Source organism: Nocardia arizonensis, from assembly GCF_001310275.1.
In the GTDB taxonomy this organism is placed as follows: Bacteria; Actinomycetota; Actinomycetes; order Mycobacteriales; family Mycobacteriaceae; genus Nocardia; species Nocardia arizonensis.
Window position 1 is genome coordinate 59,134 of the sequence record NZ_LGYZ01000036.1, and the last position, 17,579, is coordinate 76,712.

General features: G+C 65.3%; 19 protein-coding genes and 1 pseudogene. 7 read left to right on the forward strand and 13 right to left on the reverse strand.

Annotation, left to right across the window (positions count from 1 at the left end; translation table 11 throughout):
* Positions 1-131: 131 nt before the first annotated feature.
* The 7 genes from APZ21_RS05985 to APZ21_RS33755 form a co-directional block, all read right to left on the reverse strand.
* Positions 132-1,490, reverse strand: a complete 1,359-nt coding sequence (locus APZ21_RS05985; RefSeq protein WP_054812217.1) for an AAA family ATPase — start codon at positions 1,488-1,490, stop codon at positions 132-134.
* Positions 1,487-2,914 (reverse strand): hypothetical protein, encoded by a 1,428-nt coding sequence (locus APZ21_RS33750; RefSeq protein ID WP_156370740.1) that lies wholly within the window; start codon positions 2,912-2,914, stop codon positions 1,487-1,489. Before APZ21_RS33750 ends, APZ21_RS05985 begins: the two co-directional genes overlap by 4 nt.
* Before the next feature lie 136 nt (positions 2,915-3,050).
* Entirely contained in the window at positions 3,051-3,287 is a 237-nt protein-coding gene (locus APZ21_RS05995; RefSeq protein WP_054812219.1) for a hypothetical protein, read from the reverse strand.
* Entirely contained in the window at positions 3,284-3,691 is a 408-nt protein-coding gene (locus tag APZ21_RS06000; protein WP_054812220.1) for a hypothetical protein, read from the reverse strand. Before APZ21_RS06000 ends, APZ21_RS05995 begins: the two co-directional genes overlap by 4 nt.
* Positions 3,688-3,921: a helix-turn-helix transcriptional regulator gene (locus APZ21_RS06005; protein WP_156370741.1), complete on the reverse strand. Its 234-nt coding sequence runs from the start codon at positions 3,919-3,921 to the stop codon at positions 3,688-3,690. The genes APZ21_RS06000 and APZ21_RS06005 overlap by 4 nt, the downstream gene beginning before the upstream one ends.
* 6 nt (positions 3,922-3,927) lie before the next feature.
* Positions 3,928-4,878 carry an ATP-binding protein gene (locus APZ21_RS06010; protein WP_054812236.1) on the reverse strand — a complete coding sequence of 317 codons (951 nt, stop codon included), beginning with the start codon at positions 4,876-4,878 and terminating at the stop codon, positions 3,928-3,930.
* A gap of 181 nt (positions 4,879-5,059) precedes the next feature.
* On the reverse strand, positions 5,060-5,233 hold the full coding sequence (locus APZ21_RS33755; RefSeq protein ID WP_156370743.1) for a hypothetical protein: 174 nt from the start codon (positions 5,231-5,233) through the stop codon (positions 5,060-5,062).
* Between the two features lie 245 nt (positions 5,234-5,478).
* On the opposite strand from APZ21_RS33755, the gene APZ21_RS06015 reads away from it, so the two are divergent.
* A complete protein-coding gene (locus APZ21_RS06015; protein ID WP_162240306.1) occupies positions 5,479-5,880 on the forward strand; it encodes a helix-turn-helix domain-containing protein in 402 nt (133 codons plus the stop codon).
* A 158-nt stretch (positions 5,881-6,038) separates the two neighbouring features.
* A complete protein-coding gene (locus APZ21_RS06020; RefSeq protein WP_156370745.1) occupies positions 6,039-7,319 on the forward strand; it encodes a site-specific integrase in 1,281 nt (426 codons plus the stop codon).
* An 82-nt stretch (positions 7,320-7,401) separates the two neighbouring features.
* On the opposite strand, the gene APZ21_RS06025 is transcribed toward APZ21_RS06020, so the two are convergent.
* The 3 genes from APZ21_RS06025 to APZ21_RS06035 all read right to left on the reverse strand — a co-directional run bounded on the left by APZ21_RS06025 (position 7,402) and on the right by APZ21_RS06035 (position 10,442).
* Complete coding sequence (locus APZ21_RS06025) at positions 7,402-8,751, reverse strand: hypothetical protein (RefSeq protein ID WP_156370747.1); 1,350 nt, start codon at positions 8,749-8,751, stop codon at positions 7,402-7,404.
* Positions 8,752-9,229: 478 nt separating this feature from the next.
* The gene (locus tag APZ21_RS06030; RefSeq protein ID WP_162240307.1) at positions 9,230-9,769 is read right to left on the reverse strand and encodes a GNAT family N-acetyltransferase; all 540 of its coding nucleotides are present in this window, start codon (positions 9,767-9,769) and stop codon (positions 9,230-9,232) included.
* 142 nt (positions 9,770-9,911) lie between these two features.
* Positions 9,912-10,442, reverse strand: a complete 531-nt coding sequence (locus tag APZ21_RS06035; RefSeq protein WP_054812226.1) for an ArsI/CadI family heavy metal resistance metalloenzyme — start codon at positions 10,440-10,442, stop codon at positions 9,912-9,914.
* A 98-nt stretch (positions 10,443-10,540) separates the two neighbouring features.
* On the opposite strand from APZ21_RS06035, the gene APZ21_RS06040 reads away from it, so the two are divergent.
* The gene (locus APZ21_RS06040; RefSeq protein ID WP_054812227.1) at positions 10,541-10,900 is read left to right on the forward strand and encodes an Rv2640c family ArsR-like transcriptional regulator; all 360 of its coding nucleotides are present in this window, start codon (positions 10,541-10,543) and stop codon (positions 10,898-10,900) included.
* 60 nt (positions 10,901-10,960) lie between these two features.
* On the opposite strand, the gene APZ21_RS06045 is transcribed toward APZ21_RS06040, so the two are convergent.
* Complete coding sequence (locus tag APZ21_RS06045; protein ID WP_054812228.1) at positions 10,961-14,086, reverse strand: hypothetical protein; 3,126 nt, start codon at positions 14,084-14,086, stop codon at positions 10,961-10,963.
* A 188-nt stretch (positions 14,087-14,274) separates the two neighbouring features.
* Between APZ21_RS06045 and APZ21_RS06050 the strand changes: the two are divergent.
* Positions 14,275-14,754: pseudogene (locus APZ21_RS06050) on the forward strand (N-acetyltransferase family protein); the annotation flags it as partial.
* A gap of 52 nt (positions 14,755-14,806) precedes the next feature.
* On the opposite strand, the gene APZ21_RS06055 reads toward APZ21_RS06050, so the two are convergent.
* Positions 14,807-15,520 (reverse strand): cation efflux transmembrane domain-containing protein, encoded by a 714-nt coding sequence (locus tag APZ21_RS06055; RefSeq protein ID WP_054812237.1) that lies wholly within the window; start codon positions 15,518-15,520, stop codon positions 14,807-14,809.
* Positions 15,520-15,849, reverse strand: coding sequence for an ArsR/SmtB family transcription factor (locus tag APZ21_RS06060; protein ID WP_054812230.1), 330 nt, complete (start codon positions 15,847-15,849; stop codon positions 15,520-15,522). The genes APZ21_RS06055 and APZ21_RS06060 overlap by 1 nt, the downstream gene beginning before the upstream one ends.
* Positions 15,850-15,925: 76 nt before the next feature.
* On the opposite strand from APZ21_RS06060, the gene APZ21_RS06065 reads away from it, so the two are divergent.
* From APZ21_RS06065 to APZ21_RS06075, 3 genes are all read left to right on the forward strand, one after another.
* Entirely contained in the window at positions 15,926-16,708 is a 783-nt protein-coding gene (locus tag APZ21_RS06065) for a sulfite exporter TauE/SafE family protein (protein WP_204249046.1), read from the forward strand.
* Between the two features lie 145 nt (positions 16,709-16,853).
* Positions 16,854-17,222: an ArsR/SmtB family transcription factor gene (locus tag APZ21_RS06070; protein ID WP_054812231.1), complete on the forward strand. Its 369-nt coding sequence runs from the start codon at positions 16,854-16,856 to the stop codon at positions 17,220-17,222.
* Positions 17,222-17,579 (forward strand): aquaporin (locus tag APZ21_RS06075; RefSeq protein WP_204249047.1); only part of this gene is annotated, 358 nt, incomplete at its 3' end. The genes APZ21_RS06070 and APZ21_RS06075, both read left to right, overlap by 1 nt.

Sequence of the window (17,579 nt, forward strand, 5' to 3'; positions counted from 1 at the left end):
CGATATTCGATTCACAGGGGATCTCGGTGGGGGCAAGCCACCATTGAAATCCCCTGCACACCATTATATTTCAGTGATCTACTGGCCTCAATACCTCACATTCGTTGCCAGGCAACATAATTCGAATAGGTCTATCCGTCATAGACACCCTTGCTGCGGCACAGCGCGAAATAGCCGGCGCCGGGCGTCCATGGGAACCCGGACGGGTCGTGGTACAGCTCGCGCGGGAACAGGCGTTCGTCGCGGGCGTAGCGCCATTGGCGCAGGTCGACCACCGAGGGGTGCTCGTCGTCCTCGTGGCCTTTGGCCGGGACGATCCCGTACCCGAACTCCGGCCACCGCAACAGCAGCGACGACCCGATCGGGCGCACCGACCGCGAGCGCCCGTCCGCGGCGTGCGGGATGTGGCCTTCGAGGATGAGCGTGAACCGGTATTTCACCCGCAGGTGATCGAGAATCCGCACGAGTTCGCGTGCGCCGTCCGCAGCCTCGGTGTCCAGGGCGTTGAGCCGGTACAGCGGCCCCGCCACCACCAGCACCGGCTGATGAGCCGCGATAGCGGCTTCGATACGGCGCAGCTCGCGCGGGTCTTCGAGGCGCACACCGTCGGGGCGGGCCTCGATCCGCAGTTCGTCGTCCCAGTCCGGCCGCGGGTGGGACTGCTGCTCGCAGATCCGATCCACCCGGCCCACGAGGTCGCCGTAGCGGCGGCGCAGCTGGCCCGGAAGGTTCTCCGCGTCGATCACCAGCACCCGGTGCGAGGTCGCCTGCGGCGCGCCCGGCCCGATGATGGGCGCGGCGAGGAACGGGTGCAACCCGGCGGTGACCGCGACCGCGATCTGTGCGAGCAGCGTCGATTTCCCGAGTCCTTCGATGCCGGTGAGGATCATGCGGTCCCCGTACTCGAACAGCTTCGGGATCAACCAGTCGTAGGAATCCGATCCGGACAGGATTTCCGCGACCGAGGGCGGCAGCGCCGAAACGTTCGGAACCGTCGGGTCGGACAAATCCAGGTCCAGGGCCTCGCGTGCGCGCGCGAGGATTCCACCAGTGGAATGGAGATCGCCCGAGCGGTGCAGCGCGTGCAGTTGCTGGATCATGCGGGTCGCCTCGAGCACGGCCGTGCGGGCGTGCCACAGGGTCGTCACGCGGTCGGCGAAGTACGGGACCGAGGCCGGGACGCCCTTGCCGAGCAGGTCCAGGCTCACCCGACGCAGCCGGTCGGGGTTGCCGCCCAGCGCGCCCCGACGCGCGGCACGATCCACGATCACCACCGGATCGGGAATCAGCTCCTCCCGCAGCACATCCACCAGCGCCGCGTGCAGCAGCTGGTGCGCGGGAACGTAGAACGCGCCATTCGGGATCGCGGCGACCTGCTCGGCCACCTCGTGGTTGCCCTCGGCATACAGCGCCGCACCGAGGAGTTGCTGTTCGGCCTCGACATCGCACATCTCCGGGGCATCCCAGTCGAGGACGTTGTTTCCGGTCATGGGCGGGCCTCGGCGATTCGTTCGCGCAGCTTCGAGGCAGCCCACAACCCGGCCTCGAGCATCGCGCGCAGCTCCGAGCGCAGCACGTCCTGGCTCACCCCGGCCTCGAGGAGGGCTTCGAGTTCGGCGCGCATCGCCTCCCGCGCCGTGCCCGGTGGGCGTGCCCCGTAGCCGGTGAGGGTGTCGATGTGCTCGCCCGCCAGGCGGAACGCCATCGCGCGCCGCTCACCGACCGTGACCGGGTCCGGGGTCGGGAGCGGTCGCTGCGCGGCCAGCATCCGCCGCATCGCCCCGTTGTCGCCGTACGGGTCGAAAAGCCAGTCCGCCTCGCGGTTTTCGTTGAGATCACCGGTTTTCAGGTACTCGGCTCTCGCGTCGATGACCGCCTCGGCGCGAGCGAGTTCGTGGTGGGCGCGTTCGCGGCGGATCGGGTCGGTGTCCGGGTCGGCGAGCACCGCGACCGCGTTGGGCGCCAGCCGGGCCAGGACCCGTTGGCGCATCGCCGGGGTCGCCGGGACCTCGGGAGCGGCGGCGTTGAGCCGGTCGGCCACCCCGTCACCGCCGTGACGAGCCCGCGGCGCGACCCGCACCGGCGGCGGCGTTCTCGGGGTAGTCGGCGGTGGACCGTGTTTTTCGTTCTCCTCCCGCGCGTTACTTACCGGAGGGGGGATACCAACAGAACTACATACTTCTTTTACTTCTAACTTCTGAGACGCACGCGTGAGAGACACCGAATCCGGCGTGGTTCCGCCGGCGTGTGCGCCCGTCGACTCGCGGTTTTCCGCCGCTGTGTCCGCCTTCTCGGATTTGCTGTCTGACCTGCTCTGTTGTCGTTGTTTGCGGGAGTCCATGTGGAGGGGTTGGTGGCGGTGATAGTCGTGCATGGTGGCGACACCATGCCGACACGGTGCCGCCATGGTGCACGCGCCGTGGCGGCACGGCCGCGTCGGGGTGCATTCGTGTTGGCGGCATGATCCCGCCGCGAGGAGCGCGTCACGGATGCGTGCGGGCGCGATCCTGCGGAACGCGGGCAACGGTAGGACGCCGTTGGTGTGGTTGCGGTGGCAGTAGATCCACAACTCGATCAACGTCAGTTTCGCCACCGGCGACAACGGCCCGGTGCGGTGGTTCTCCAGGAAATCGACGCTGAGCTTGATGTAAGGGCGCGGGTCACGGCCCGGTGTGTCGGGGCGACGGTGGGTGGGCTGATGGCGGGCGTAGTCACGCATCACCAACACCTGCTGCCCACACGCCGCCGTCGTGGTGCACGCACCATGACGACACGGCGCGTTCGTGGTGCAGGTGCGCTCGTGCCAGCATCCCGCCGTGGTGAGTGCCTCGCGCAGGCGTTTGGGCAGGCTGCTGCGCGCATACGCGACCGGCACGATGCCATCGGTGCGATTGCGGGCACAGTAGATCCACATCTGGATCAGGGCCAGTTTCGCGACCGGCTACAACGGCCCGGTGCGGTGGTTCTCCAGGAAGTCCAGGCTCAACCGGATGAACCCGCGCCGATCCTTGCGAACACCGCCAGGATCGACACGGGCACCGGCGCCCGACTCAGGCGACCGGTTCGACATCACGGGACTCGTGTCCGCCGTCGTGCCAACGCCGCTCGGTCACCCACGCGGCGGATTCGCCGCTTTCGATGAGGTAGCGGCACTCGTAGAGGACCCGAACGACCCGGCCAGTGTCATCGTGGGCCTGGTCGATGACATGCCAGGACTGGCCGTCGCCGAACGGGTCACCCGCCCCCGACAGCGGCACCGGCACGGTGGCGGTCCGGGGGCCGGTCATGAGACCGCGCCCTGGACCGGGGTGTAGACCGAGACCCGATGCTTGCGCCCGGCCTGGCCCTGCGAGGAGCGGATACGCCCGCGCTTGAGCGCGGTGCCGACCAGCCAGAGCACGACCGTGTCCTCGACACCGCCGAGGTCGTCGAGCGTGAACGGGTCACCGCGCTCGATCAACACGTCCAGGCGTTCGGAGGCGCGTTGCTCGGCCGCGGTCAACACCATGCACCCGTAACGCAGGACACGGGTCTGCAACGCGCCCACCGTCATTCCGAACCGGCGCGCGATGGCCTCATGGGACATCTGACCTTCGCGCAGGAACCGGTATTCCTCGATGAAGATGCGGCGGGCGTTCTCGGCTTCGATGCTCTTGGCATGAAGCCCGGAACGCCCGCGCACCGTACTCATGCCGACCTCTGCGCGTCGATGGCCTCGAGGTAGGCGTGCCAGTCGCATTCCAGCCACCGCAAAGGCCCCGACTCGCCGTTGAGCCGGAACCCTTTGCTCGCCAACCGGTGGGGTTTGGGCTGGGTCCGCCACTGCAACAACAACTGCCGACTCACCCGCAGCCGCTCCGCGACCTCGTCGGTATTGAGCAACCCGTGCCCGCACCCCGGTACGTCACAACGTCTCGCCATATCGTTTCACCCCCTCTCCCCATCGCGATCCTGCGACGCCTGCGCGCCGCGCTGGGCGGCGAGCTTGGCGTCGACGGCTTCGAGGGCCTCCTTGATCGCGACCACCAGCTCCCGCAGGGTGGTCGGTGTGCCCTCGTGGTCGACGGTCGGTGCGCCGAGCAGCCGATAGGAGCCGATCTCGAGGTAGATATCGCGTAGTTGCTCGGTCGACTCCACATCGAGGATGCGTTGCCGGAATTCGGCGACGGTCGGTACTTCTTCGCCGCCGTCGAGCCAGTCTGCGATCCGGGTCGCCAGCTCCGCGCCCGGCGCGGCGATGACCTGGCCGTTGAGGAACGGGAGCCGGGTTTTGGAGATGTGCAGGTTGTTGGACAGGTCGAGGTCGGCGACGATGTCGAACTCGTACTCCAGGCCGTCGCGCTGCACGGGCCTGGTCCCGATCTTGCGCGGGACCTGCTTGCCCTTCTCGTCCTCGACCACGACGTATTCGGTCTTGGTCCGCAAGGTGACGATCAGATGCCCGGGGAAGGTGAGCATCGCATCGACCATGCGCCGCTCGTCGGGGTTGACTTCCTTCCAGCCCGAGAACGAGTTGTTGGCGGCCTTGCGGCGGTCGACCTGCTCGAGCATCCCGTCCTGGCCCATCCAATAATGGCTCCAGGTGTCGATGATGAACACCGAGAAGCCTTCTCCGGCAGCGGCTCCCAGGATCTCGACCAGGCTGGTGGGTGAGAACCGTTCGGGTTCCAGGGTGCGCCACTGCCAGCCGTTGGTGCCCTGATACTTGCTGGCGCTGCCGCGTTCGGTGTCGATCATCCCGATACCGCCGCCCTCGCGCCGCGCCCACTCCCAGGCGAGACTGAGGGCGGTGTAGGTCTTGCCGGAGCCGGAGGGACCGGCCAGGGCCAGGCGGGCGGGGCTCTTGCGGCGGACCGCGGGCTTGAACTCGATCGCCATCACCACCACCGCCGCGGTGAAGGATGGTCGGTGAGCCCGGCTGCGTATCCGATGGCAGCCGGGTTAGACTTGGGTTGCATGACTACTCCCGTAGATGTGCGCCGACCCGGCGGGGGGCTAAGCCCGTCGGGTCAACTACTTTCCCGTAGACGAAACTCTGGCGTGACTCTCGCGCTGCTCCTCACTCCTCGATCCTGAACAAGGTCTCGGCGGGGATATCCAGGCCCGCAGCAAGTTTCGCCGCCGTAGCGGGAGTGCAGGTGGTCCGCGCACCCGAGCGCAGCAGACCGACGATGGACTTCCCGCATCCCGCGCGCCGAGCCAGCACCCGTACCGGGACCCGCTTCGCCGACATCGCCTCTCGCAGAGCGGTCCGTGATCTCAACCTCGCCCGATAGGCCATCGCCTTGCCCTCCCTCCTGGGGTCTCCCCTTCCCAGAAACCTACCAGCAGTGCAACCTTGTGTCTATCGGGTCGGTAGATTCTGCAACAGGTATTCGGCTGTACAGCAACAGATTCGGCGAACATGCTCTACATGGCGAACGAATACGTCCGCATCATCTCTTCTGTGAGTGTCCACAAATGCCCTACAGTGTGGACATGCCACGCAAGCGCGCTGTCCCCGAACCCTGGGCCTCGGCGATGGCCGCAGTCGGCCTCACCAGCCGAAACGAACTCGCCGAAGCCGCCGGAATCCACCCCACCACCGTCGCCCGCCTCATCGACGACCCCGACCACCAGAGCTCACTCGAGATCATCCGCGCCGTCGCCGAAGCGCTCCAACTCGACGTCCGCGACGTCGCGCACTGGGCGGGGCTGTACCTCGAGATGGTCGAACCCTTCATTCCCGCACCGGAATCGGCGATCCTCGGCCGCGAACAACGCCGACTCGTCAACGAACTCATCCGCGCCCTCGCCTCCACCAACCGACACCCGCGCCCGCCCTTGCGGATTCAGACCACCGGCATCATGGTCGTCTCCGACACACCCGACAAGAAATAGCCGCCGCGAATTCCGCGCAAAGGCGGGTGCGGAATTCAATTGTGTTCTTGCCCCGTAGAATTGATGTGAATACACACCGTCTTAGCCCACGGTGACGCACAACTACGGGAGAAGAAAACGATGGCGTACACGCGCGCCCCGATCACGGGGACGTGCTGATGGCCGGGCGCCCACCACTACCGGTCGGCACCTGGGGAAACATCTCACGCAAACAACTCGACACCAACCACTGGCGCGCGGTCTGCCGCGTCCGCGACCACGACGGCATCACCCGCACCGCCTACCGCGTCACACCAGACGGCGTCTCCGACCGCTTCGGCGCGGCCGCCGAACGCCGCCTGCTCGAACACCTCCGCGAACGGGTCTACGCGGGCCACGGCGACATCAACGGCGAAACCACCATCGAACAACTGTGGACCGAATATCGCACGTATCTGATCGAGGTCAAGAAACGCGCCACGAATACGATCCTGCGCTACGACCGCGTCGCCACCGCGATCAAGAAAGCCCTCGGCGGGCTACGCCTGCGCGAAGTCACCACACAACGCCTCGAACGTTTCCTCCGGGACTACGCCAAACACAGCGGCTCCGACGCCAAGGGCGCCCGCACCGTCCTGTCCGGAATGTGCGCGATGGCAGTCCGATTCGACGTCTGGAAACACAACCCCGTCCGCGAAACCGAACCCATCGAACCCAAACCCACCCAAGGCGCGACCGCGCTCACGCTGCCGCAACTACGGCAACTGCTCATCGACGTCCGCCACAGCGACACCCCCTGCCTACCGCTGCCCAAGATGAAGGACGGCATCCTCATCGCCCCCACCCCGAAATACCGGGTACCGACCGTCGCCCAGTTCTGCGACCGCGGAGACCTCGCCGACCCGATCACCATGTTCGCCGCCACCGGAGCCCGCATCTCCCAACTCCTGGCATTCCTACTCGAAGACTACGACCAAGACACCGGCATCATCCCCGTCCGCGCCCACATCATCCGCATCCCCGGCAAGGGCCTGGTCCGCGAAACCGACGACCAGACCCCCGACAACCCCAAGAACCACCGCTACGAGATCCAACTACCCGCCTTCGGCATGGCGATGCTCGAACGACGCATCCCCACCCTCAAACCGATGAATGACGGCACCACACCACTGTTCCAATCCAGCACCGGCACCCTGCGCGACCCCACCAACTTCAACGACCAATGGCGACGAGTCCGCCTCGCCCTCGGCATCCCCGACACCATCACCGGCCACTCGTTCCGCAAACTCCTCATCGACCTCGGCCTCGACGCCGGACTCTCCGCAGTCATGGTCGCCGACCAAGTCGGCCACGCCAACCCCACCGAAACCCTCAACACCTACCCCACCCGAGGCCGCGCCAACCAACAAATGGCCGACACCATCCAGAATGCCGTCTACCCGAGCCAGGTGTTCGAGTAGAGGGTCGTCCGAATTCCCGGACCGACGAACAGATGACGGAAGCAGTCCCATGCCGAGTGCTCACGCTCAGTCGGTCGTACGGCTACTTCTTCTTCGGGGGCGGTAGGTGCACGCTGGCGACGCAGACGCGGACGTAGCGGCCGTCGATCTCGAAGTCGTAGATGGGCCATCCACTTGGTCCGGGTTCTTCCTTGGCAAAGCCGATGATCCTGCGCAGTGCTGCAAGTCGTCGCGTGCGTGCGCTGTCGAAGTCCTGTTGCTTGAAGTACAGGAGCAGGACCGCAGCGGTGTCGTGCGTATTGAGGTATCCGAACAGCTGATCGACTGCGTCGGTCACCACGGTGTCGTCCGAGGCGATCTTGGCCTCGCAGATGAAGACCTTCTCCGTGCCCCTGCCCTCCGCGAGCATGTCGGCCTGGATGTAGATGTCCGACTTGCCGCCGCGGCTGTAGACCTCTCGTTTCGCGTTCGCCAAGGATGCGTTCAGAGTGACTGCCAGAAGATCGCTCAGTCTGTCTTCGCCAAGAAGATTGAACGCGGCAGGGTATCGCTCGACGCCACTGGCCCACATCCAGATCACCCGTTGCACGTCGGAGAAGGACGCCGGGTCCAGGCGGTCTCGGTGCGCGACCCTGAAGCCGCCACTGGTTACTTCAGGCAAGGTGGTTTTCGTATCGGTAGCAACAGACTCAAGCCTTGGCGCGGGCAGTTTCCATTCGTTGTCGAACGTCAAACTTGCGCGCACGGCTGCGCGATTGGTCAAGCGCTCCCGTTTGTGCGCGATCATGTTCTGGAGCCGCTGAGGCAACTCGACCTCGAAGTAGTGGTCTGTCTGCGCCGCGATTGCCTCGACGATCGGCCGTGCCTTCGCGATTCGCTCTTCGATGATGGCGCGGATGTCGAATTCGTTGTTCGCGACCTCTTTTTCCTCCTCGGGAGTCAAGTCCACGAAGGTATAGAGGCCCCACTCCTCGGAGGGGATGTCAGGGACACCAAGTTGCCAGGTGTCCGAGATCAGCTGAAGCCGGTGACGTAGCGTCTCATCGAGGCCCCCTTTGGCTGCGACGGCGAGCGCCTTGGCATCAACAGGCTCCACGTCTGGGTTGGCGTCGGGCCAATACTCGACCAGCTCAGGGTTACCGTGGACTTGAACCGCTACGTAGAAGTGAGCAACGCCTACCGACTGCCCGTTGCCAATCGGCCTGAAGTATCCATCGTCTTTGGTGGACGCCACCCGTGTCCCACCGAGCGACGGAGACTGAGGTCGCAGGTCCGAGATACCCTGCTGCACCGCGCCCTCGAAGTCATCGAGTTCCTCCAACGAGCGGATGCGTTCGAACCGTGCAGCCAGAGCGCTGTCGGTGAAGAGCTTCGTCAGATATCGCGTCAGTGGTCGGTTACGTCGACGGTAATCGTTCAGTACGTGATGCATCACGTACACCCCGCTGATGCGGCACGGCTCGACCTCTGCGGGAGACAAGACCTCATACGGACCATCCTGCGGCAAACATCTGGCAGAAACCCCCGGATCGTCGTGTTCCGATCAAAAGTGTCGAATAACCGTCGAGCAACGTAAGAAATGGCCCAGGCCAGAGAGACCGTAGTCTCTCTGGCCTGGGCCATTTGTAGCGGGGACAGGATTTGAACCTGCGACCTCTGGGTTATCACGGACCACGATGCACCTGCCTTCGATCAGCTTCGGATCTATGCCTCTACCAGGCACGATGCCTCGCGCGGTGATGTGATCGGATTCGTCCGCATTCGGACGTATTCGGGACAAAAGGCCGACTTAAAGACGACGAGAGATGTTGTCCTAGAAGCCCGTCCGGGGTGAGGGTAGCAAACTCCGCTCGTCGTGGCGGCTCGCAGGCCCGAGTTCGGGTGCCCGGACCTGCACAGGCCGTTCTGGATCACGTCGAGCGGTGGTAGACGTAGCTGAGAATCCGTCGACGTCTCCTCGGGATGGGTCGTGGTTCTGGTTGAATCACGAATCCGACTCGGCGGGCGATTCGCCTGCTTGCGATGTTACGAACCGCGATTCCGCAGTGGAATTCGGTGATCTCCGCGAGGTCGGGATGATCGATCGTTGCTTGTAGTGTCGCTGCACCGAGTCCGCCTCGGTGGCAGTCCGGGTCGACGGCATACAACAGCGTCGCATAGTACGGGCTGCGCACCGTCCAGCGATCTTCGATCACGGAGACGCCGTACACCGTGGCGGCTACGTATCCAACGGGAGGTCCGTCGTCGTGTCCGACTTCGCGTGCTGCCAGCTTGTGCATCTTGGCGACGTATCCCGGACCGTGGGGATCTTTGCGGACGTCTTCCATGTAAGTGGTTTCCATGATCCGGACACCACCGAGCCACCGGCAGACTCGGCCATCGCGCAGCCACGACTCGACAACGTCGAGGTCAGAAACGGTGGCATGGGTGAGCTGGACAGTTCGCTTCATCGGATCACGCAGGCACCGAGTCGGCGGCATCCGGGTGCGCTGGCGGCTGCGTGGTTATCGAGAATCACGGGGTCAGCCTATTCTCGCTGCGAATGGTCGCGGGTTGCGGCGGCGGGACTGGCGGGGCGATCGCTACCCGCGTTCAGTTGCAGCAGGTGGCGCCCGAGGCCAGAGCGTTGCGTTTCGCTTCGCTGCCGCAGCACGCATCTTCGGCTACGGCCTGTTCGGCGGTGCCGCAGCACACTGCGGTGGTCTCCTCGTCGCCGACCGGTTCACCGATCGCGGGTGTGGGAGCGGTGCCGAAGGATTCGGAGTCGGCCAGGACGGTGTAGACCTCCCAGCGTTCGGTGTCCGGCGCGGTGACCCACACCTTGTCCTGGGTGGCGAAACAGCAGGTAGTCGCGATCTGCTCCTCGGTGAACAGCCCGCCCTCCGACAGTCGTGCGATCTCGCCGTGCACCTGGTCGGAGGTCTCGACTTCGACGCCGAGGTGGTTGAGGCTGCCGCCGTGGCCGGGGTTCTCGATCAGCACCAGTTTCAGGGGCGGTTCGGTCACGGCGAAGTTGGCGTAGCCAGGCTTGCGCTTGGCGGGCTCGACGCCGAACAGCGTCGTGTAGAAGGTCACCGCCTGGTCGAGATCATCGACGTTGAGGGCGAGCTGGATGCGGGACATGGTCGAACCTCCACCTGTGAGACATATGTCGAAATCCTTACCGGGCCGAGTCTGCCACCTTTTCGACATAAGTCAATAGACTGGGTAGGGTGGTTCGTATGCCCAAGGCGCTACCCGTGATCGATATGTCCGCCCCGGTCTGCTGCGCGCCGGTGGCCGCGGGTCCGGTCGGCGACACCGCGGCGCTAGAGGTCGCGCTGCGGCTGAAGGCGCTTGCTGATCCGGTGCGGGTCAAGCTGCTGTCACTGCTGCTGGCCAGCTCAGCAGGTGAGGAGAACGGGGGCGATTTGGCCGAGAGGGTGAACCTGTCGGAGTCGACGGTCTCTCATCATCTGGGGCAGCTGCGGAAAGCGGGGATCATCGAGACGGAACGCCGCGGGATGAACACCTTTCATCGCGTACGCCGTGACGCCCTATCCGCGTTGTGCGCAGTCCTCGACCCGAACTGCTGTACCTGAGCATGCGCGGAGACCTCGTGCCCGGTTCGACACTGCGCCGTTCGTGCACGCGACTGGCATTCAAGCTGGGCTGACCGGTGGCGAGGTGGACGACAGTGAGTTTTCTCCTGACTCGTGCAGCCGTCCGTCGAACAGATCGGGGTGCGCAGTGTCGTCCTCCCAGAAGCCATAGCGGTCAGCAAGGATCTGTGTGATCGCGGCCGGGTTCGGTGCGCGCTGGGGTACGGTCAGCCCCCATCGGGGGAGGCTGGACATCGCGACCGAGTGAATGCTCTTGTCCATGATGTCTCGATCGATCGCTTCGGGCGCGATCTGTGGATCGTCGACTTGCTCTTCCCGCGTCAGCTCGGCGTGGAATTCCTGGGCGAGCTGCGGCATCCGGTCAGAAGTGATCGGGCCGTACCGGAGGGTCAAACGATGGTTGACGGTCAGGTTGGCGACAACGCTGAGTAGATGCCAGTCTTTCCATCCCTCGTTGCGTAGTTGCTGGAACAGCGTGCGTACGTGGGTGGCGTCCAGCAGTTGAGGGATGGTGCGTCGGATCGAGACCGGGAGGACCTCGTAGCGATCGGCCAAGATCGTGTGTGCTTTGGCGAGGCTGTAGCCGGGCCCCGGCCCGGTGCGTGGCTGTAGCTGTAACGCACCGACCCGTGGATTCGGACGCTCGCTGTTGATCACGGGTCGGTGGGTCGGGTCGCTGAGCGGTGGTGTCGGCTCGTCGTAGAACCGGGCCAGTTCGCTGTAGGGTCCTCCTATTTCGATGTTGGACATAAGGCCGTCATCGACGGCCTGGTCCATCAGACGAACGAAGTCCTCCTGGCTGAGCAACGACAAAGTGTTCAGCACGATGAACACCAGCCGTAGGTTCTCCTCGGGCGCCAGCGGTACGGACACTTCTCGACCCTGCGGAGGGATCGGTAGGAACAGCAGCCAATGTCGTTGACCGTCCTGGGTGCGGGTGAGACAGGTTCGATCCGGACGGGGATCATCCGATCGATAGGTCCGGATCTCGATGTCGACGGCTTGTGCCATGAACAGCGGGTCGAGCGTTGCCAAGTGAACGAGGCTGATCTGGAGGACGGAGGTGAAATCTTCCAGTGCGAGGACGGTGTCCTGGGTGTTTTCGCCGTGTAGGGACCATCGTATTCCGAGCGCATGGAAGGCGATCGTGCGTCGTGGCCCGGTGTCGCTGAACGGTGCTCCGGCTTTGCCGTGTAACTGGTCGGTCCACTGTTGTTCGGTCTGGGGCGTGGTCAATTCGGCGTGGTCGTGGGGGTGGGTGAATCCGTCGAACAGGCCGCCTCGGTATATCGCGTGGAGGGGCGGAATGAATTCGGGGCGAGCCTGTCTGGCGATCGCTATGGCGAGTGCCTGGTACTTCATGGATTCGGTCAGATAGGCGTGACGCTCGAGATTGTCCGCGTCGGGGGCGTAGGCGAGTTGCGCTTGGCCCGCGATCGTCGCCAGCCGTGCCGATGCGATCCAGGCTCCGGCGAGGTGGTCCATATTCGATGCCGAGAACAAGGCGATGGGAACGTACACGCGGTCAGAGGGGTCGGCGCTGCCGTTCGCGAGGGAGGCCAGCGCCAGGGAGTATTTCTTCGCGGCGAGATACATCCCCAAAGTGCTGTAGATATCGATGATGCTGGCAATCGCTGTGAGCGCGCCGTAGAGGGTGTCGCCGTGGAACCATCTGACCTTGGCTTGGTGATATTCGCGGAGGGCGTCGAGCGGTCGCCCGGCCTTGTCGAACGCGTGCGCTCGTTGCAAGCACCTTTCCCCAGCCGCGGCGTCGCCTTCTTGGCGTGCGACGGCAGCGTCCAGGCCGTCGCACATCGTTCGATACAGCGGATGGTCGCGCAGGGTCGGTGCGAGAAGGTCGATGGTCAGGCTGAAGGTGTCGATCGGGTAGGCAGGGGCAGACGGCAGCAGTTCGACCAGATCGGTTATGTGCCGCATGGCGGCGTCGAGATCGACCAGCGGCGTCAATTCTGTGGCTTCGAGATGGGTTTGGGCTATGCCGTTGTCGATGGAATTCATCAGCGACTCATAGAGTTCATCGATGTCGTCCAATGTCGCTGTGCTTTGGCCTTCGATGTCGGTGTAGTCCAGGTGCATTGCGAGATGGGCGGCGACTTGCAGTAGACCCGCGCGGGTGTTCGGTCCCCATTGCTGTTCCAACAGGGCGTCGAGGTGGCGTCGTAGTGGCTGCACCCAGCTGGCGGTTTCCGCCAAGGAAATATCGGTGTGTCCGCAAGTGGCTGCGGTGGAGCAGAACTGGACCAAGATACTCGCGTCGAACAACAACGCGGGATCGTCGCTCTGCTCGATTTCTTCGATGAAGCGACGGATCAACGCTTCGGCGGGACGCAGATCGGCGGTACCTCGGTAGCGGGCTGCCACGATCTCGTAGGTGGCGTGGAGGCGGGTGTTCAGGTCGGGAGTTTCCTCGGCCAACCGCGTCATCAGCGTCAGCCACCCGTCGAGATTCGCTCGCGCCGGGCCGGGCGGAATCGCGTGTCGCAGTCCCTCTTGCAGGTCGAACAGGTCTCCGAGATTCACCGGCTGGCAGTTGGGCCGCTGCCAATAATCGCGTAGCTCGACATACCACTGCGGCAGCTCAGGGTCGGGGTCGATCAAGTCGGTCTGCGGCGCGAGGTCGGGGTGCAGGTCGAGATATTGCACGGCCACCCAGTACAGGTCGGGCATGGCCAACCATCGAGCGAGTGGCGCTTTGTCGATGATTTCGAGTGCGACATCGTAGGTTCGCTTCGCCCAGTCTTGAACCTCGTGCCGCAGTTTGGTGGCGACATTCGCGGTGACGAAGATATAGATCCGGTCGACGGGGGTGCCTTGGGTACAGATCGACTCGATGTCCCGCTGGAACTTGCTCTTCAGCTTGGTTCGCTGGATAGTGCAGGCGAACACGACTGTATCGGTGGTAGCGAGTGCCAGAAACCCGATACTGAATGGCAGTTCCTCGGCCAAGTACGTGTGAAAGGTCTCGAAGTCACGCCCCTGATCGCCTCCTGCGGAGACAGGGCCGGTAGCGGGCAGTATGTTGCTGACCAGGCGCGCCGTCGCGACTTCGCGACAAATGTGCTCGAACGTGTGGTGCGCGTTGTCGGCGGCCAGATCCTCCAAGGCCGAACGAATCACCCGAGCTGTCTGGACCGGATCGCCCATCCCACCTCATTTCAGTCCCCGGATACAGCGAACCGGCCTTGCACCGCGGTTGCCCATTCTTCGCGAAGTCTAGTGCGGCGGTGCGCACCGCCCCCGACCTGCGACACCTTCCAGCCCGTCACCCGTACCAGCGCAGGGCCTCCGCCTGATGGTTGCTGGGTCATCTGGTCGTCAGCCTGCTCGCATGTACCGTCCGCGCTATGACCGAACGAGACTGGGAGGCGGTGCTGCGGATCTACGGCGAGGGCATCGCCACCGGGGACGCGACCTTCGCCGCCGAGGTCCCCGACCGCGCCGTCCTCGACACCCAGTGGCTACCGGAGCATCGGTGGGTCGCCGAGATCGACGGTTCGGTCGTCGGATGGGCCGCCCTGAGCGCGGTCTCGTCCCGCGACTGCGACAGTGGGGTCGCGGAGAACTCCGTCGACGTCGCCGAGGGCATGCGCGGGCGCGGTGTCGGCAAGGCGTTGCTGCACACCCAGGTCATCGCCGCCGACGAGGCCGGGCTGTGGACATTGCAGACCTCGATCTTCCCCGAGAACCGCGCCAGCATCGCCCTGCACCACTCCGCCGGATACCGCACCGTCGGCCTACGCGAACGCATCGCCCGACACCACGGCACCTGGCGTGACACCGTGCTGCTCGAACGGCGCAGCCCCGTCGCCTGACCGCATGCGGGCGGCGAAGCGGCTTCGCTCTCGGTGTGGAGGTGGCCGCTGCTCAATCGCAACAGTCGCAGCCGTCGCGGTTCGCGTCACGACCGGCGAGCGGGGTCGACGTCGGGCAGCAGGTCTCTCCGCGCCAGGCGTCGCGGCCCTCTTTGACCGCGATGACAGCGATGACCAGCGCCGCGACCGGATCGGCCCAGGACCAACCGAACAGGCTGTTGAGCAGCAGACCGACCAGCAACACCGCCGACAGATACGTGCACAGCAGAGTCTGTTTGGAATCGGCGACCGCCGAGGCGGACCCGAGTTCGCGCCCGGCTCGGCGCTGGGCGGCCGAGAGAACCGGCATGATCACCAGACTGGCTGCCGCCAAGGCGATTCCGATGCTCGAGTGTTCGGCCTCGCCGAGGCCGACGAGTGCGCGGATCGAGTCGACGGTGACGTAGAGGGCCAAGGCGAAGAAGGAGAACGCGATGATCCGCAACGCCACCTTCTCCCGCGCCGCGGGATCGCGTCCGGCGAACTGCCAGGCCACCGCCGCCGCCGAGGAGACCTCGATCACCGAGTCCAACCCGAACCCGATCAGCGCGGTCGAGGACACCCGCGCCCCCTCCGACAGGGCGATGACCGCTTCGATCACGTTGTAGGAGATCGTCGCCGCGACGAACCAACGAATCCGTCGCGCCAACACCGCGCGCCGCCGCGCCGACGGCCCCACCGGCGTGTCCGCCGAGGGCAGCGACGGCATTCCCAACGGGGACGACATCAGCAGCACCCGTCGGTCGCGGCGTCCGGACAGCAGGCCGGATCGACCGCCAGGACCAGGCCGAGCAGATCGGTGAGCGCGGCGGCGATGCGCGGGTCGGCCAACTCGTAGCGCGAGCGGCGCCCTTCCGGGACCGCGACGACCAGACCGCACCCGCGCAGGCACGCCAGATGGTTGGACAGAATCTGGCGCGAGACCCCGATCGCATCGGCCAGATCCGAGGGATAGCCCGGCGCGGTGCGCAAACTCAGCAGGATCTGGGTGCGCGTCGGGTCCGACAGGGCGTGGCCGAACCTGGCCAACGCATCCGAATACGTGACGGTCTCCATGAACCCATAGTACAGATTTTAATGAATTCATGAGAGGCTGAACCGATTTCGATGCTGAAGCTGCGATAGTTCCTCGGTGGACGTCGAGGTACTGGTGGTAGCGAGTTTCGGGGTGGGGCTGGCGGTGGCCGCTATGACCGCGCCCGTGGGGGTGTCGGGGGCGGTGTTCCTGTTGCCGGTGCAGATCAGTGTGCTCTCGGTGCCCAGTCCCGCTGTCACGCCGACGAATCTGCTGTTCAATGTCATCTCGGTTCCCGGCGCGCTGCTGCGCTACAGCCGCCGAAATTCCCTGCGCAGCACGCTGACTCGGCTGCTCCTGGCGGGCGCGCTGCCCGGCGTGATCGGCGGTGCGGTCATCCGCGTGTACCTGGTGCCGGCCGCGGCCACGTTCAAGGTGATCGCCGCGGTCCTGCTGATGACGTTGGGGGTGTGGTTGTGCCTGACGACCGCTACCGGCGTGGTCGGCGAACGTGAGCGCCCGTCCCGTCGGATGATCACCGCCACGGCGCTGGCGGTGGGCGTGGTCGGCGGAATCTACGGCATCGGGGGCGGTTCACTGCTCAGCCCGATACTGGCCGGGCGCGGTGTCCCGCTCGCCGAGGTCGCACCCGCCGCGCTGACCTCCACCCTGCTCACCTCGATCGTCGGCGCGGGAACCTACGCGGTGCTGGCGGCGACCACCGGCGGGGTCGATATCGCTCCGGACTGGGTCATCGGGTTCAGCTGCGGCACCGGCGGGCTCGTCGGCGGGTTCTTGGGGGCACATCTACAACCCGTGGCGCCCGAACGCGCACTGCGCTACCTGCTCGCAGGATTGGCTGTCGCGACCGCCGCGGTCTACGTGGTCCAGTCCTTGTAGGCGGGACGTGACGGCTGGTGCCAGTCGATTTGCCTCGGGCTCGCTACGTGCGCCGAACTCCGGCTCGTCAATACCCTCGCCGCCTGCGGCATCGTTCACTCGTTGTTCGCTTGCCTCCAGGTTCGACAACTATCAATATCGACTCATGTCTAAATCGGAGCTGGCGGTGACGTCGGTGCAGGAGTGCGCGGCCTCACCGGTGGTGCGGGAACCGCTGTCGGTGCAGGATGCGGCCGGGTTGGCGGGGGTGTTCAAGGCGTTGTCGGACCCGGTGCGGTTGCGGGTGCTCAGCGCGGTCGCCGCGCGTGCAAATCACGAAGCGTGCGTGTGCGATCTGTCGGAGGGCATCGATGTGACCCAGCCGACGATCTCGCATCATCTGAAGGTGTTGCGCGAGGCCGGGTTACTCAGCAGTGAGCGGCGGGCGTCGTGGGTGTATTACCGGGTCGAGCCCGCGGTCCTGGCGCGAGTGTCGGCGTTCCTGGTCGAGACCTCCCCGCAGGGGCGACGGTGATGGGGTTGGCGCGGCGTGTGGTCGCGGAGTTCGTGGGCAGTGCCTTGTTGGTCGCGGTGGTCGTCGGTTCGGGGATCGCCGCGCAGCAACTCTCGCCCGGCGATACGGGGTTGCAGTTGCTGGAGAACTCGACCGCGACGGTGTTCGGGCTCGCGGTGCTGATCCTGGTGTTCGGGCCGGTCTCGGGTGCGCATTTCAATCCTGTTGTCTCGGGTGCGGATTGGCTGCTCGGTCGCCGGTCCGGCACGGGTCTGTCCGGTGGTGAGCTGGTGGCGTACGTACTCGCGCAGATCGCGGGGTGTTCGGTGGGGGCGGTGCTGGCGAATGTGATGTTCGAGGTCGGCGCGTGGCAGGTCT

Coding starts and splice junctions, on each gene's coding strand:
- APZ21_RS05985 (WP_054812217.1), bottom strand. CDS start 1,490: ATGACCGGAAACAACGTCCTCGACTGGGATGCCCCGGAGATGTGCGAT.
- APZ21_RS33750 (WP_156370740.1), bottom strand. CDS start 2,914: ATGTGGATCTACTGTGCCCGCAATCGCACCGATGGCATCGTGCCGGTC.
- APZ21_RS05995 (WP_054812219.1), bottom strand. CDS start 3,287: ATGACCGGCCCCCGGACCGCCACCGTGCCGGTGCCGCTGTCGGGGGCG.
- APZ21_RS06000 (WP_054812220.1), bottom strand. CDS start 3,691: ATGAGTACGGTGCGCGGGCGTTCCGGGCTTCATGCCAAGAGCATCGAA.
- APZ21_RS06005 (WP_156370741.1), bottom strand. CDS start 3,921: ATGGCGAGACGTTGTGACGTACCGGGGTGCGGGCACGGGTTGCTCAAT.
- APZ21_RS06010 (WP_054812236.1), bottom strand. CDS start 4,878: ATGGCGATCGAGTTCAAGCCCGCGGTCCGCCGCAAGAGCCCCGCCCGC.
- APZ21_RS33755 (WP_156370743.1), bottom strand. CDS start 5,233: ATGTCGGCGAAGCGGGTCCCGGTACGGGTGCTGGCTCGGCGCGCGGGA.
- APZ21_RS06015 (WP_162240306.1), top strand. CDS start 5,479: ATGCCACGCAAGCGCGCTGTCCCCGAACCCTGGGCCTCGGCGATGGCC.
- APZ21_RS06020 (WP_156370745.1), top strand. CDS start 6,039: ATGGCCGGGCGCCCACCACTACCGGTCGGCACCTGGGGAAACATCTCA.
- APZ21_RS06025 (WP_156370747.1), bottom strand. CDS start 8,751: ATGCATCACGTACTGAACGATTACCGTCGACGTAACCGACCACTGACG.
- APZ21_RS06030 (WP_162240307.1), bottom strand. CDS start 9,769: ATGAAGCGAACTGTCCAGCTCACCCATGCCACCGTTTCTGACCTCGAC.
- APZ21_RS06035 (WP_054812226.1), bottom strand. CDS start 10,442: ATGTCCCGCATCCAGCTCGCCCTCAACGTCGATGATCTCGACCAGGCG.
- APZ21_RS06040 (WP_054812227.1), top strand. CDS start 10,541: ATGCCCAAGGCGCTACCCGTGATCGATATGTCCGCCCCGGTCTGCTGC.
- APZ21_RS06045 (WP_054812228.1), bottom strand. CDS start 14,086: ATGGGCGATCCGGTCCAGACAGCTCGGGTGATTCGTTCGGCCTTGGAG.
- APZ21_RS06055 (WP_054812237.1), bottom strand. CDS start 15,520: ATGTCGTCCCCGTTGGGAATGCCGTCGCTGCCCTCGGCGGACACGCCG.
- APZ21_RS06060 (WP_054812230.1), bottom strand. CDS start 15,849: ATGGAGACCGTCACGTATTCGGATGCGTTGGCCAGGTTCGGCCACGCC.
- APZ21_RS06070 (WP_054812231.1), top strand. CDS start 16,854: ATGTCTAAATCGGAGCTGGCGGTGACGTCGGTGCAGGAGTGCGCGGCC.